Genomic DNA, 13,491 nt, shown 5'->3' on the forward strand with positions numbered 1-13,491 from the left:
TCGAGCGGACATCGCGCATAAAGCCGCGCGAGGCTGCTCATTTCAGACGTTAGGCCCCTTACGCATATTCAATGAAAAAGCTCATCACATCAGCTCTTGCGGCGCTTGGCGTGGCGTCCTCGGCGCAAGCCGCGCAGGTCGAGACCGTCGACGTGAAGTCCATTCGCTTCACGATGCCGACGGTAGCCGCGGATCAAATCGAGTTCGTCATGCCAACGAAGGAGTCCTTCGATGGGTCTCCTCAGTTCCACGAAGATGAATGGCGACAGTTGGAGTTCTTTCCAGCGGAGAGGCTCGCGGAAATCAAGCAGAAGCTGTCCGAGTACAAGGTGTTCGAGCGAGCTCATCGCACTCCAAACGGATGGACAGAAATCTACGCGAGGCGCCTCGGCTATTCGAATGTCATATCTGGCAAAGGCGCACTGGCGCAGGTCGAGCAGGCCGTCGGGGGTAAGCGAAATCCCGCGCCGATCCTCACTACTACCTCTCGGCCTCTTGGGCAGGTCAAAGGTGGCTTCACACTCGGGCTCAACGGGGGCGTATTTCTTTACGGGCTCACCAACGATGGAGGCGTCGGCGTATTGGCCGCGATGGTTGAGCGTGGTGGTGACGACACGCAACTTACTCGAGCGTTCACAACGCTGAATAGGGCGTACAAGCTCATCCTCGTTGACTGGCGCTCCCAGATGCTCCTGGTTTCTGTTGCCCCTTCGGGGGAACTCAATGTTTGGCGCCCTTGAGCTGCCTAACCCCTCCATCGAGCGGACCGTTGTCGGCAAGCCGCCAACTGCCGTTCATGTCGAACGTTAGATTTGCATGCTGCGCATCGTCACTCTCTGCCTTTTAACTATCAGCGCTGTGCTTGGCGGTTCCAACGCTTACTTCAATGAATTGCGAGCATCCACTGGGTGTGGCCCGGACTACTCTTGGGTTTTCAGCCATGAAAAGGGCTTGAAGCTCGCACTAGAAATAGCCATGCCAATACTGTCCCTTGGGGTTGTTTCGTACTTCGCTTCCGTCAATCGGTCTGTCCGAGTGTTGTCTGTTTTCGTCGCGTCAATAATTTTTCTATTCTCCTGCCTTGCGTTCTTTTCAAGCTATCTATCCGGTTACGCACCATGTGATCGCAAGGGCGATGAAATATCATTTGCCGTCTTACTCGTAACAATTTTCCTATGGGGAGCTTGGGTTATCTGGGCGAGCATTCTGTTTTTCATTTCTAGCCATCAAAAGCCTGCGAATGAGTAAATCTAACCCGGCGCTCAACCTCCCTTCCTTCGGTCGCTGGACGCTGCGCGATAAGGCCGCGCAGCGCCGGTTAGCTCTACGTTAGACCGCATGGATAGCTCATCCCTCGTTCGTCATTTGCGCACGTTTCTCGCCGGTGGCGACCAAGCCGCATTTTCTCAATGGTGCGAGTTGCACTCAGCTTCAATCGAAGCTGCCACAAGTCGTGGGGAGCTACTCAAGCTCAAACATGGAGATCGCGGAATCGCGCGGAAGAGACTTCAATTCTTGGCTCCCTGCCCAGAGTGCTCCGACCTTCCATGGTCGTTCCCGACTGCATCCTTGGCTTGCCGCGCAGACTTCTATCGGCTCCTCGAACAACTTGAGGCATCGACGATCCTCGCTCGGAGTGCCGGTTCGAGCTTCGTCTGCTCCAGCTGCGGTGCCGATAGGCGCGTTGAGTTGCCTGAGCGCGAGTTTGGCGGCGAAATCAAGGTGGTTGGCTAGTGGAATGCGGTCTAACACCTCGTTCGAGCGGACGCGTGAGATATAAAGTGACACTCGCAATTGCCGGCGTGCGCGCCGCTCAACTCAACCGTTGGGCGTAAAAGAATATGGCCTCTGTCTCAGCAAACGACTGGCGGCTTTCTGGTCAAGAGCGTTACCTGCAGGGCGTAACGCTGAGCCATATGCAGTGGGAACCGAGGCATCCTGACAACGATCATGATCACTGCGAATTCTGCTGGGCAAAGCTCGCGTCGCCTCGCACCAAGGATTCAATCCAAAATGGATATTGCACAGAGGACAGGTATCACTGGATATGTCCTGAGTGCTTCCGAGACTTCAAGGAGCAGTTCAAGTGGTCTCTTGTCCCGTAGTTGTCGCCCAACAAGTAGCTCCAGCCGACGTATCCGCCTTCGGCGGATCCGCGGCTGAGCATCGGCGTTGAACGTCACCGGTTCTTGGTGTTTCTGGCGGGCGGTCCAAGCCTGCGTGCAGCGCCCGAGCTAGCGGCTGCGGCGGTCAGCGAGAGTGGTCGTTTCGCACTCGGCGCACGCGTGAGTTCGCCCCTTGTTGCGCCATGCTCTTGTGCTAGTGTTTCGGGGCATTGAGGGCGGCGGGCCATCGCGAGCGCCGGTGGCCTGGTTCAGTTCAGATCAACTTTGAGGGGCAACGGCTTCGTCATGCACAACCTGCCTTCGCTGACGGTCTCGGTGTCGTCCAACACTGCGTTCGAGCGGACCGCCCAAAGCTGCGCCTTGGGTACCCTGTGCGGCTGCGCCGCTCCGGCGTCCGCACAACTACGACGTTCGGCGTCATGAATACTGCACTCGGAATTGCCGTCCTCGCTCTCACTGTTGGGGTCTGGTTCTTCTTTGAGAAGCGACGAGTGGATACGGAGTTCCAAAACACGTTTCGCGGTAGAGAGTCGCTATCGGATGACGACTTCTATGCAGCGTTTTATCAAGACTCTGGCATGTCTCGCGAGGTAGTAACCGGAGTACGGCAAGTCCTTGCAGACGAACTCCAAGGTGATGTGTCCAGGATGATCCCCGGTGATGACTTCTCGCGTAACTTACGGTTCCTCTTGGACACCGACTCAATGGTTGACGTCGCCCTTGTCGAAGCACTTGAGAAGCGCTTCAGAATTGCGATCTCGGACAAGGAGGCGGAAGACACCAAAACTGTCCACGACGTCATCACTTTCGTGCACGGGAAGACGCTGTCCTCATGACGCCGAACCAATCATTCCAGCGGACCGGCAGAATGCTGCGCATTTCACCGTCCGCTGAATTCAAACGTTGGGCCGCACAAGCGAGAGTTCGCTGAACCGATGAGGAAAACTTTCAACTTGCCACCGGCGGTCCAAGCCCTCGTTCTCTCGCTCTTTGCACTGGGTATGGGCTTGAACTTTGTTCTGGCCATTTCCCCATTGTGGGGTTGGAGTTCTTTTCTTGGCTGGATGGGAACCATCGTCCTGATCGTCTTCGCTGTTGATGAGCGGAAGAACATCAAGAAAGCCTTGGCAAACGAGCGACAGGTGATCGATCGCCTATATGCATTCTATTTGGTTGGCCTCGCACTATTGGCTGCGGCAGTTAACTGTTTTCTGCTTCTATCAACGGGCTGAGCGCGGTGAGGCCCAACCCTGCAGTCAAGGCCGCTCCCTCCGGTCGCTGGACGCTGCGCGATAAACCGCCGCGCAGCGCCCCTTACCTACAACGTTGGGCGTCACTGGGGGCAGGTTCCCAATGAGGGTCCGCGAGAAGCAGTACGGTAACGTGTTTGAGGTGTTCGGAGTCTATTGGCACGCTGACCGTACCTATTTCTGCTGCTTGAACCACGTAGACTCTGCGCTCAACGTGATCTGCGAGACTGAAGCAGAAGTGATTGACGCTCAACTCGGTGCGCACTTCGTATTCCACAGAACCGCAAATGCTATGAACGGAGTGTTCCATGGCCTTCTGTTAGCCAATTCTTTGCTGGACCGTGTCTTGGAATACGAACGGGAGGCGTATCACGAATTTCTGCGCCTTCTTGAAAATGAGCGGCAGTGATGGTATCGCCTATCGCACTAAATGACCGCGCCGCCCAACAATCCGGTCCACCGGACCTCCGGCAAGCTGCGCTTGCCAGCGTCCGGTGACCTTGAACGTTAGATATCAAATGGAAGAACCTTATTTCGACGAAGGACCGGAAGACGAAATCCGAGATGCCGGTGCCATTGCGCGACGGGCGCTGGCGCTGTTCGCCGTCATTTCAATTGCGTTCGGCGACGACAAGCAGAAGTTGATTGATTGGCTGCGAGCGGAGGACTTATGGGCCGAGCTTTCGCCGGAAGAACTGGACTTCATAACGTCAGAGACGCCTAGTGAACGGCAGGTTTTCAACGCTTCGTGGCGGAGTGAAGCACTTTTGCTTCTGCTGTGGTCGCTTGGCTTGGTGGAAGCCATTCCCGCCCCCTCTGAAACTTGCAACCCAGCGTTGTTCCGGGACCTCCTTCCACCGCGTACGTCGGTGTCGGTGAACGAATTTATTGCGTCCGCCCGAAGAAGATCGGATGAGGTCTTGGTGGAAATGGCAGACGAAATTCTGAACTTGCACTGGGAGGCGCGTGATGCGTCAATCAATGGCCGTGAATGTCCAGAGGTTCATATCGGCATCATCCAGGAGCGTCACCATGGAATAAATTGGGCCATCGGCTACGGGGGCTCTCCATGGGACGAGGTGGCGACTGATACCTAACCAGTCGCTGCAGCGGACGGCTACGCTGCCCGCTGAGCTTCAACGTTAGCTCCCCACATGCATCCTCTGATCGCCCTCCTTGACTGGCTACCCGATTGCGATTTCGGAGTCATGGATCATGGTTTCATCCCTCATGGCAGGGACTATTCCTTCTTGGTCGAGTCCTCGATAGGCAAAGATCCGGGGCGGCACCAAGTGCAGTTCACCCATGTAGTCGAGTTGAGTTACGCCACGGCCGTAGCCGACGACGTCTGGGCAAGATCATGGGGCGAGGCGTTTGTTGACTATCAGTCCTGGCTAGATGCCGGCGAGCCGGACGGTTATGTGTGGGGTACTTGTTGGTCACTGGCATGGCCAGGCATTCGGGCAATTGAGCCATCCGCCAAGGCCGCTGCCTGGGCTACTCGGCTAGGCTGCCCCATGTACGAGGCTGAGATCGAGACTGATCGCTTTCGCATCAATCTTGTCTTTCACAGCTTGCGATCGGCCAAAGTCAGTAGTGAGACCTCCACAGTTTCGAGCGTTGTCATCCCGCTCTCCTCGCAGGGGAGCTAACAATTCATTCAAGCCGACGCCGCTTCGCGGCGCGGCTTAATTCAGGTGTTGAGGCTGTAGAAAACCCCTCCCCACCTTCGTTCACATGCCGTTGTTATGATTCCGCATCGCCTCTCCGGAGCCCTGCGATGGCGCGATTCAAGACACCTGACTACGGCCTGAAGCTCATCCCGGTCGATTTCGCGCAGCAGGTGCTGCCCGGTACCTTCGAGTTCGCGCTCTGCCACCTGGTCGACCACGACCTCGATCTCACTGCACTGCGTGCCCGCTACGCCAACGACGCTGGCGGCGCTCCGGCCTTCGATCCGGCCGTGCTGCTCAAGATCGTGCTGCTCGGCTACTCGCGCGGGCTGATCAGCTCCCGCTCCATCGCCACCGCCTGCCGCACCAACGTGCTGTTCATGGCCGTCTCCGGCGACAGTGCGCCGCACTTCACCACCGTCGCGCACTTCATCAGCAGTCTCGGCAATGAGGCCCAAGCGCTCTTCACCGAGGTGCTGCTGGTGTGCGACCGCCAGGGACTGATCGAGCGCGAGCTCTTCGCCATCGACGGCGTGAAGCTGCCGTCGAACGCGTCGAAGGCCAAGAGCGGCACAACAAGCGGCTCACCCGCTTCACGCTGCGCGGGCGGGAGAAGGTGGATGGGCAATGGAAGCTGTACCGCCAGGTGCACAACATCGAAAAGCTCGGGCACCATGGATACGCGAATTAGGTAAGCTGGCGGGAGAGGCCGGCGCCATTTCGAGCGCGCCGGGCAGCGGCCGGCGCTGACGTCAGGGGACGATGATGAAGCGAAGATCGGAAGGCTGAAACGATGATGAACGACTTCGAGCCGGCATGCGCCGGAAGCAACCGCTCTCCCCGGAACGGGGTATTTCTACAGCGTCGTTAGGCCTTTACCCACCTCCTACCGACCTCACGCGGATAACGTCCGATGATTCTTCAGTTCCTGCCCCTGCTTCTTGCGCCCCTGCTCTATGCACTACTCACGAAGGCCGCGGCATTCTTGTTCCGTCGAACGCGTCTGAGTTGGCCTCATGCGTTGGTGTTTGGCCTCCTAGTGTTCTTGGTTAGCGGGGCTGGCGCGGTCCTCAATTTGTTGGCCGGGCATCCTTTTCCAGTACCTCTTACTCTCCTCCTCAGCCTTGCTGTTCCCCTGCTGCTTGGTGGCTGGTATCTGGGGCCTCGAGCGAAGTCTCCTGAGGGCGTCTCTTTGCAGTTCAAAGGCGGAGCGCTACTTGCGCTTGTCGTATACGGGCTCGTTCTCGCTCTTGGCGTCATCACGGCGGTTGCGCTACCTCTGCTTCAGCATGCCTCTAAGGCCTAACTCCTCCATCAGCAGGGACCGCCAAGAGCTCCGCTTTGGGTTCCCTGCGCCTTCGGCTGCGGCCGCCACTCACGTCAAACGCTAGGCGGCCGGAAGGCATGAGCACCCTCCGCTGGATCGACCCTCGCCTAGTCCCCGCGCTCGTAATCAGCACAACCGCTTTCTCGCTCGCCTACCTCGAGTGGTCGTTCGGTGTTGGCGCCGCAGCACTACTGGGTCTCACGCTAATCTCCTTTGCCGCTTTCGGTATTGGGGCACTTCTCTGGGGCTTCTTCGGCCGACGTCGCACCATGCTAATCGCTGGTGTGTATTCGCTCGCCTTGGTTGTATTCACCGCTCTGGTTGTGCGGGTAGAGGGCACCCATCGCAAAGCCGAGAGCTTCCGTCGCGGCGACGTGATTGTGACCGCTCTGTCTTCTTTTCGCGCCGAGCACAACCGCTACCCCGACTCTCTTCGCGAGCTAGTGCCGAAGTACCTCACGGAAATCCCACACAGCACCATGTCTGCTCTTTACGAGATCCCCTTTACCTACCGACTGAACGGCACGAAAGATTTCGGATTGGCGTTCCCTGCTCCGGCCTGGCTTATTTGCCAGCGCACCGAATCAACGCCGTGGGCATGCAACGATTAGCCGGCCGCCCGACAATGGACTCCAGGCGACGGTTCTTGTGATTCTGGCGGGCGGCCCAAGCCGGCGTCCGGCGCACGAACCCGCGAATGCAGCGGGCAGCGGTAGCAGTCGCTGCGCACTCCGCTCACGCGTGGGACAGCCCCTTGTCGCGTCATGCCCGTGTGCTGGTTTTTCGGGACATTGAGGGCGTGGGCCGTTGCAAGCTCCGCTGGCCTGGTTCAGTTCAGATCAACGGTGAGGGCAACGGCTTCGTCATGCGCAACCCGCCTTCGCGGGCTCGGTGGGCGCGGCACGGCGTTGTCACGCACCCGACATCTCCCGCGTGGACGATGAACTTCTCCAGGCCCAACCCATCTGTCAGACGGTGAACAACCTCGTGCCGGCGAAGGCCGGACGCAATCACTTGCCTCGCGACGGGGTGTTTCTGTAGCGTCGTCAGACTTTATCGGGCCCCCGCGCATGAACCAGGACGAACTCAAAGCCGTGTTTGATCGGCAGGCTTCCGGCTATGAACATCAGCAAAGGAAACTTGCGCCTGTTCACGAAGGCCTTCATTTTCAGCTCGAATGGATATTTTCCGAGCTGCCTGACAGTGCCCGGATACTGTGTGTCGGATTGGGCGCGGGCGCGGAGCTTTCCTACCTGGCCAGGAAGTTTCCGCATTGGCGCTTCACGGCAGTGGAGCCTTCCGGCGCGATGCTCGATGTCTGTCGCCAGCGAGCGGAGAAGGAGTCGTTCGCCTCGCGCTGCACGTTTCACGAAGGCTATCTGGAGTCCTTACCCGACATCGAGCCTCACGATGCAGCCACTTGCTTCATGGTTTCGCAGTTCTTTCTTGATCAGGACGAACGCGCCCGCTTTTTCCGGTGCATCGCTGCGAGGTTGCGCCCCGGGGGTATTCTGGCCAGCGCGGATCTGTCGTCGACGGTGGGCTCACCCGAGTACGACACCTTGCTGAAAGCATGGGTGAGCATGCTCCACGCAGCCAAGGTGCCCGCTGACGCAATCGAAAGGACGCACGCGGCATGGGCGAAGGACGTGGCCATTCTCCCGCCGGGCGAGGTCGAAGCCATTATCGGACGCGGTGGTTTCAGCCCTCCTGTCCGGTTCTACCAGGCAGGTTTCGTCCATGCGTGGTGCGCAAGGCGCTCGACGTGAATTGCCGTGTGACTGTCGTTTCCGCCGCGGCGACCCCCGCCCCTTCGGGGCAACCGGACCGCGGGTGAGCGGCGGCGTCGAGGCGGCAGAAGTCCGCGCCCGGGCAAGGGCGCCAGCGGGGCCTTCTTTCCGGCGGTAGTGCCCGATTGCAGCGGCGCCCCCCCGGGAACGCCAGTCGTCGAGCCGTCGGTATCGGCGGACGGTGTGAGGGGAGACACCGGATCAGCTGCGCGGTAAGGTTCACCGGCATGCAGTGCCGCAAACCAGAGCACCGGAGCGGAGGTGACTCGAGCGCTCGTTCGCTTCTTCCGCGCTGTTTCTGACCCTGCACGCGCTCACCGGTCGATGCACTGCCTTGCCCCTTCCTCTCAATCGTCAGGCACTTTCTGCCCATTACGCCATGGCCAAGACCGCAGTCATTTCCGCAGTGGTCGCGACGGCAGTGACCGCCGCCGCGTTTCTGCTCAATCCGTCGCCCGAGCAGCACCGCGCCAAGATCAAGGAGGTCATCGCCGAACGCAGCCCGCTGGCCAGCGTGCTCGGCATCGGGGCGCTGACGGCGTTCACGTCGACGCATCATCCCCTGGGCATCGCGTCCTACACGACGGTGAATGAGCGCACGGTATCGGTGGGGGCACTGGGCATGGTGTTCGTGCTGGAGCCGACGAAGGACGAATAGCGCAGCGTGCCCGCCACGCGACCCGTTCCCTGACGGAGGTCATCATGACGCCCGAAGCCCTCGTCGTCCTCACCCTTGTCGGCGCGTGCCTGATCCTGCTGTTCTGGCGCACCCTGCTCGAGTTGCTGATCGTCTGCGCAGCGTTCTGCGGCCTCGGACTGATCTGGTCGGCCGACATGCCGCCCGTCTGGCTGAAGGGCGTACTCACCGTCGCACTGCTGGCGGTATTGGGCCTGATTGCCGAGAAGCTTGGCCTGCGGCTCGGCGAGCGCACGCAGACCGGCCGCCGCCGGCGCAGCGCGTCAGTCGGCGCCCCGAACTGCACGCGCTGCGGCAACAGCGGCTCTGTCCTCTGCGGCGCCTGCCATGGCTCTGGAGAAGGGCCGGGCAGCGCCGGCCTGGTGCTCGGCCGGTTCGTGCCCTGCTCTTTCTGTAACGGCCGCGGCCGCACGCCATGCGGCTGCGGGCGCTGACGCCGCTGACGGCTCCGTGACGCCGCCGCCCTGATGACGGACACGCCATGAAAAAATCGCTGCTCCTCGCCCTGACGCATGCCCTGTCGGCCGCCGTCGGCTTCGCGCTCGGCATCTACGCGCTGCCGATCCTGATCGCGCCGCCTGCACCCTCTGGCGAAGAGGTGGCCGCACAGGCGACGGCGGCAAGCCATGAGGCTCACTTCCGCCGCGATCTGAAGGACAGCGATGCGCTGCACTGGGGCGAAGGCAAGGTGTCGATCGGCGCGGAAGCCATCGTGTTCGAGGGCGAGCTGGCGCCCGGCCCGGATTACAAGCTCTACCTGTCGCCGGAGTTCGTCGAGACCGAAGCCGATTTCCTGCGACTCAAGGACCGCATGGTGAGGGTCGGCGACGTTCGCACCTTCCGCAACTTCGTTGTGCCAGTGCCCGCTTCGATCAACCCGTCCGACTATTCATCGGTGATCGTGTGGTGCGAAACCTTCAACCAGTTCATCACCGCCGCACGCTATCGCTAGCGACGGGCCGTCGACGACCGGCGCCGCTCGGCGCCATTCGCCGCGCACTACCGGAAGCGGCACACGGAAGGAGCATGCCATGCACGCCGCAGAGAACCCGCGCGTACACGCAGTCACACCGACGACGGAGGTGTCCACCGCGCAGCGCCTGCCCTACTTCGTCGGCATTTCCGGGCAAACCGTCGGCGCCCGCGGCCTGTCGATGCACCTGGTGGTGATTCCGCCCGGCGCACGCTCGGAGCCGCATCTGCATGTCGGTTACGAGACCGGCATCTACGTGCTGGAGGGCGAGGTACTGACGCGCTGGGGCGAGGCGCTGGAGAACGAGGTGATCAGCCGGGCCGGCGAGTTCCTGTTCGTGCCGCCGGGCGTGCCGCACGAGGCGGTGAACCTGAGCGCGACGCAGCCGGCGCGCGCGGTGGTGGCGCGCAACGACCCGGCGGAACAGGACAAGGTGCAGCCCTGGCGCCCGGCCTGATCGGGGGCGTGGCGAGCTTCACGGCAGCGCAGGTCGCCGAGGGGCACACTGGCGCCGCTTTCCCGCCCCACTTACGGAGAACCGCCGTGGCCGTCTTTTCATTCGCTCGGAACCAGACCCACTCGATGCAGGGCAACCACATCGCGGGCGTCGCCACACCCGCCAGCGGCGCGCGGCAGATCGAAATGTGGCGCGGGCGCATGGAAGCGGGCGCGGCGACACCGCCGCACCGCCACAGCGGCGAAGAGGTGGTGCTCATCCTCAGCGGCAGCGGGCGGGCGACGGTCGAGGGGCAGGAGGTTCGCTATACGGCCGGCGACACGCTCATCCTGCCGGCGAATGCGGTGCACCAGATCTTCGCCGAATGCGACAGCGAGTTCGTATCGGCGATGCCGCTGGGCGACACGGTCACGCTGCCCGACGGCACGGTGATGAACCTGCCCTGGCGCGCCTGAACACGATGACGCCCGAACAGGCCCAGGCACTGCGCGATCTGCTCGCCCGGCAGCCGGTGGCAGCGCTGGCGACACTGCACGAGGGCGAGCCGGCCGTTTCGATGGTGCCCTGTGCGCTGTTGCCGGACGGGCGCTTCGTCATCCACGTCAGCGCGCTGGCGAGCCATACCGCCGACATGCGCGACCACCCCGAGGTCGCGCTGCTGATCACCGCGCCGCTGGCGGCCGGCGAGTCGCCGCTGGCGCTGCCGCGGCTGAGCGTGCGCGGCCGGGCCGAGGTCTGCCCGGTCGGCGCGCCCGACCACGATGTGGCGCGCGCCGCCTATCTGGCACGGCTGCCGGAAAGCGAAGAGCTGTTCTCCTTCGGCGACTTTTCGCTGTTCGTGATTTCAGTGCTGTCGGCGCGCTTCGTCGGCGGCTTCGCGCAGGCGCGCTCGCTCACCGCGGCGGGCTTTGCCGACATCGTCGCCGGCCGCGCCTGAAAGATTGTCGTCCGCCTTGCGGCGTGATGACGATATGCTTGTCGCACGACGCGCGCGCGATTGCGTCGCATCCGAAAGACGAGCTCAAGGAGGATGTCAAATGAAAAAGATGATTGTTGCGTTGATGATGGCCGCGAGCGGCGCGGCCAGCGCCGATGTCGTGGTGCCGGTCAGCGTGGTTGATGAAAAGGGCGTCGGCACGCCAGTCGGCAATGTGACGATTTCGGAAAGCCGCTACGGCCTGGTGTTCACCCCGGCGCTGCAGGGCCTGCCGCCCGGACTGCACGGTTTCCACGTGCACCAGAACCCGAGCTGCGAGCCGATGGACAAGGATGGCAAGAAGGTGCCGGCGCTGGCGGCGGGCGGCCATTACGATCCGGCGGGCAGCAACAAGCACGGCACGCCGTGGGGCGACGGCCATCTGGGCGATCTGCCGCCGCTCTACGTCGATGCGTCGGGCAATGCGACCAACCCGGTGCTGGCACCGCGCCTGAAGACGGCTGACCTGACCGGGCGCTCGCTGATGGTGCACGCAGGCGGCGACAACCACGCCGACCACCCAGCCCCGCTCGGCGGCGGCGGCGCGCGCGTGGCCTGCGGCGTGATTCGCTGAACCGCATTGCCGCTGATTGGGTCGCAGCCCGGCCGCATGAGGCAGGGCTGCGACAGTTGACCAGGGGCGCCACAGCGCCGGATCGCGGATAATCCGGCATGACCTCTGCCGCTTCCCCCTCCCCCGATACCGCCTTCGACAGCCTGCCGCTGTCGCCCGACACCCTCGCCAACCTGCGCACGCTCGGTTTCGACGCGATGACGCCGGTGCAGGCCGCCGCGTTGCCCGTGGCGCTGGCCGGGCGCGATCTGATCGCGCAGGCCAAGACCGGCAGCGGCAAGACCGCCGCCTTCGCGCTGCCGTTGCTGGCCCGCTTGAACCCGCGCTGGTTCTCGCCGCAGGCGCTGGTGCTGTGCCCGACGCGCGAGCTGGCCGACCAGGTGGCGAAGGAAATCCGCCGCCTGGCGCGCGGCACCGACAACATCAAGGTACTCACGCTGTGTGGCGGCAGCAAGATCGGCCCGCAGGTCGACAGCCTGTCGCACGGCGCGCACGTCATCGTCGGCACGCCGGGCCGCATCATCGACCACCTGGAGCGCGCCACGCTCGACCTGCGTGGCGTGAATACGCTGGTGCTCGACGAAGCCGACCGCATGCTCGACATGGGCTTCCTCGACGACATCACGCACGTCGCGCGCCAGTGCCCGCGCGAGCGGCAGACGCTGCTGTTCTCGGCCACCTTTCCCGAGGGCATCGAGCGCCTCGCGGCGCAGTTCCTGCGCAAGCCCGAGCGCATCACGGTCGAGATGCAGCACGCCGAACACAAGATCCGCCAGCGCTTCTTCGAGGTCGACGAGGCGCAACGACCGGAGGCCGTGCTGCGCCTGCTGCGCCATTACCGGCCGGTCAGCACCATCGCCTTCTGCAACACCAAGCGGCGCTGCCGCGAGGTGGTGGCGGCACTGCGTGAAGCCGGCATCGAGGCCATCGAGCTGTCGGGCGACCTCGAACAGCGTGACCGCGACCGCGCACTGCTGCGCTTCGCCCAGCGCAGCGTGTCGGTGCTGGTGGCGACCGACGTCGCCGCGCGCGGGCTGGACATCGACGCGCTGGACGCGGTGATCAGCGTCGAGGTCACGCCCGACCCCGAGGTGCACGTGCACCGCATCGGCCGCACCGGTCGCGGCGACGCCGAAGGTGCCGCATGGGCACTGGCGGCCCCGTTCGAGAAGGTGCGCGCGCAGCGCATCGAGGAAGCGCAGGGTCGCCCGCTGGAGTGGGGCACGCTGGCCGAACTCGAAGCCAGCAGCGACGCCCCGCTGGTACCGCCGATGGCCACGCTGCAGATACTGGGCGGCCGCAAGGAAAAGATGCGCCCCGGCGACGTACTCGGCGCGCTCACCGCCTACGCCGGCTTCACCCGCGAACAGATCGGCCGCATCGACGTGACCGACTACCTCACCTTCGTCGCCGTCGACCGCAGCATCGCGAAGGAGGCGGTGCTGCGGCTGGATGGCGGCATGGTGAAGGGGCGGTATGTGAAGGTGAAGCTGGTCGAGGAGTAGGCGCGTACGGTACTGGCTGCATCGCGAGCAAGCTCGCTCCCACAAAACCCGGCTCAGGCGGCGAACAGGGTGCGATCCTGTGGGAGCGACCTTTGGTCGCGATTGCGGCGTTGGCAAACCGCCCGACTTCGATGCAGGCCGCT

16 protein-coding genes and 1 pseudogene are annotated in these 13,491 nt (G+C 62.7%); all 17 read left to right on the forward strand.

The genetic code is table 11. The annotated features are described in order from the left end of the window. Positions 1–71 precede the first annotated feature (71 nt). The 17 genes and pseudogenes from METFAM1_RS0114035 to dbpA all read left to right on the forward strand — a co-directional run bounded on the left by METFAM1_RS0114035 (position 72) and on the right by dbpA (position 13,348). A complete protein-coding gene (locus METFAM1_RS0114035; RefSeq protein WP_019915973.1) occupies positions 72–740 on the forward strand; it encodes a hypothetical protein in 669 nt (222 codons plus the stop codon). A 1,805-nt stretch (positions 741–2,545) separates the two neighbouring features. Beyond that, the gene (locus METFAM1_RS0114040) at positions 2,546–2,962 is read left to right on the forward strand and encodes an acyl carrier protein (RefSeq protein WP_019915974.1); all 417 of its coding nucleotides are present in this window, start codon (positions 2,546–2,548) and stop codon (positions 2,960–2,962) included. Between the two features lie 99 nt (positions 2,963–3,061). Continuing rightward, positions 3,062–3,358 (forward strand): hypothetical protein, encoded by a 297-nt coding sequence (locus METFAM1_RS0114045; RefSeq protein ID WP_019915975.1) that lies wholly within the window; start codon positions 3,062–3,064, stop codon positions 3,356–3,358. 151 nt (positions 3,359–3,509) lie between these two features. Further along, positions 3,510–3,785 (forward strand): hypothetical protein, encoded by a 276-nt coding sequence (locus METFAM1_RS0114050; protein WP_157256629.1) that lies wholly within the window; start codon positions 3,510–3,512, stop codon positions 3,783–3,785. Positions 3,786–3,870: 85 nt separating this feature from the next. After that, entirely contained in the window at positions 3,871–4,473 is a 603-nt protein-coding gene (locus METFAM1_RS0114055) for a DUF4272 domain-containing protein (RefSeq protein WP_269745026.1), read from the forward strand. 111 nt (positions 4,474–4,584) lie between these two features. Beyond that, positions 4,585–5,028: a YxiG-like protein gene (locus METFAM1_RS21455; protein ID WP_456297513.1), complete on the forward strand. Its 444-nt coding sequence runs from the start codon at positions 4,585–4,587 to the stop codon at positions 5,026–5,028. A 128-nt stretch (positions 5,029–5,156) separates the two neighbouring features. Next, positions 5,157–5,624, forward strand: a pseudogene (locus METFAM1_RS0114065) (transposase); the annotation flags it as partial. An 829-nt stretch (positions 5,625–6,453) separates the two neighbouring features. Continuing rightward, positions 6,454–6,987, forward strand: a complete 534-nt coding sequence (locus METFAM1_RS0114075) for a hypothetical protein (RefSeq protein WP_019915983.1) — start codon at positions 6,454–6,456, stop codon at positions 6,985–6,987. A 459-nt stretch (positions 6,988–7,446) separates the two neighbouring features. After that, a complete protein-coding gene (locus METFAM1_RS0114080; protein WP_019915984.1) occupies positions 7,447–8,145 on the forward strand; it encodes a class I SAM-dependent methyltransferase in 699 nt (232 codons plus the stop codon). 400 nt (positions 8,146–8,545) lie between these two features. Further along, positions 8,546–8,824: a hypothetical protein gene (locus METFAM1_RS0114085; RefSeq protein WP_019915985.1), complete on the forward strand. Its 279-nt coding sequence runs from the start codon at positions 8,546–8,548 to the stop codon at positions 8,822–8,824. A gap of 44 nt (positions 8,825–8,868) precedes the next feature. Further along, complete coding sequence (locus METFAM1_RS0114090; RefSeq protein ID WP_019915987.1) at positions 8,869–9,297, forward strand: hypothetical protein; 429 nt, start codon at positions 8,869–8,871, stop codon at positions 9,295–9,297. A gap of 47 nt (positions 9,298–9,344) precedes the next feature. Further along, positions 9,345–9,815, forward strand: a complete 471-nt coding sequence (locus METFAM1_RS0114095; protein ID WP_019915988.1) for a DM13 domain-containing protein — start codon at positions 9,345–9,347, stop codon at positions 9,813–9,815. Positions 9,816–9,894: 79 nt separating this feature from the next. Then, the gene (locus tag METFAM1_RS0114100; RefSeq protein WP_019915989.1) at positions 9,895–10,293 is read left to right on the forward strand and encodes a cupin domain-containing protein; all 399 of its coding nucleotides are present in this window, start codon (positions 9,895–9,897) and stop codon (positions 10,291–10,293) included. Positions 10,294–10,379: 86 nt separating this feature from the next. After that, on the forward strand, positions 10,380–10,748 hold the full coding sequence (locus tag METFAM1_RS0114105; protein ID WP_024300711.1) for a cupin domain-containing protein: 369 nt from the start codon (positions 10,380–10,382) through the stop codon (positions 10,746–10,748). Between the two features lie 5 nt (positions 10,749–10,753). Continuing rightward, entirely contained in the window at positions 10,754–11,230 is a 477-nt protein-coding gene (locus METFAM1_RS0114110) for a HugZ family pyridoxamine 5'-phosphate oxidase (RefSeq protein WP_019915991.1), read from the forward strand. A 100-nt stretch (positions 11,231–11,330) separates the two neighbouring features. Then, positions 11,331–11,843: a superoxide dismutase family protein gene (gene sodC / locus METFAM1_RS0114115; protein ID WP_019915992.1), complete on the forward strand. Its 513-nt coding sequence runs from the start codon at positions 11,331–11,333 to the stop codon at positions 11,841–11,843. A gap of 98 nt (positions 11,844–11,941) precedes the next feature. Further along, positions 11,942–13,348 carry an ATP-dependent RNA helicase DbpA gene (gene dbpA, locus METFAM1_RS0114120; RefSeq protein ID WP_019915994.1) on the forward strand — a complete coding sequence of 469 codons (1,407 nt, stop codon included), beginning with the start codon at positions 11,942–11,944 and terminating at the stop codon, positions 13,346–13,348. The last annotated feature ends 143 nt before the right edge of the window (positions 13,349–13,491 follow it).

The sequence above is a fragment of the Methyloversatilis discipulorum genome (assembly GCF_000527135.1).
GTDB lineage: Bacteria > Pseudomonadota > Gammaproteobacteria > Burkholderiales > Rhodocyclaceae > Methyloversatilis > Methyloversatilis discipulorum.

Excerpts from the sequence above, each read along its gene's own strand:
- METFAM1_RS0114035 (WP_019915973.1), top strand. The coding sequence starts at position 72 with ATGAAAAAGCTCATCACATCAGCTCTTGCGGCGCTTGGCGTGGCGTCC.
- METFAM1_RS0114040 (WP_019915974.1), top strand. The coding sequence starts at position 2,546 with ATGAATACTGCACTCGGAATTGCCGTCCTCGCTCTCACTGTTGGGGTC.
- METFAM1_RS0114045 (WP_019915975.1), top strand. The coding sequence starts at position 3,062 with ATGAGGAAAACTTTCAACTTGCCACCGGCGGTCCAAGCCCTCGTTCTC.
- METFAM1_RS21455 (WP_456297513.1), top strand. The coding sequence starts at position 4,585 with ATGGATCATGGTTTCATCCCTCATGGCAGGGACTATTCCTTCTTGGTC.
- METFAM1_RS0114075 (WP_019915983.1), top strand. The coding sequence starts at position 6,454 with ATGAGCACCCTCCGCTGGATCGACCCTCGCCTAGTCCCCGCGCTCGTA.
- METFAM1_RS0114080 (WP_019915984.1), top strand. The coding sequence starts at position 7,447 with ATGAACCAGGACGAACTCAAAGCCGTGTTTGATCGGCAGGCTTCCGGC.
- METFAM1_RS0114085 (WP_019915985.1), top strand. The coding sequence starts at position 8,546 with ATGGCCAAGACCGCAGTCATTTCCGCAGTGGTCGCGACGGCAGTGACC.
- METFAM1_RS0114090 (WP_019915987.1), top strand. The coding sequence starts at position 8,869 with ATGACGCCCGAAGCCCTCGTCGTCCTCACCCTTGTCGGCGCGTGCCTG.
- METFAM1_RS0114095 (WP_019915988.1), top strand. The coding sequence starts at position 9,345 with ATGAAAAAATCGCTGCTCCTCGCCCTGACGCATGCCCTGTCGGCCGCC.
- METFAM1_RS0114100 (WP_019915989.1), top strand. The coding sequence starts at position 9,895 with ATGCACGCCGCAGAGAACCCGCGCGTACACGCAGTCACACCGACGACG.
- METFAM1_RS0114110 (WP_019915991.1), top strand. The coding sequence starts at position 10,754 with ATGACGCCCGAACAGGCCCAGGCACTGCGCGATCTGCTCGCCCGGCAG.
- sodC (WP_019915992.1), top strand. The coding sequence starts at position 11,331 with ATGAAAAAGATGATTGTTGCGTTGATGATGGCCGCGAGCGGCGCGGCC.
- dbpA (WP_019915994.1), top strand. The coding sequence starts at position 11,942 with ATGACCTCTGCCGCTTCCCCCTCCCCCGATACCGCCTTCGACAGCCTG.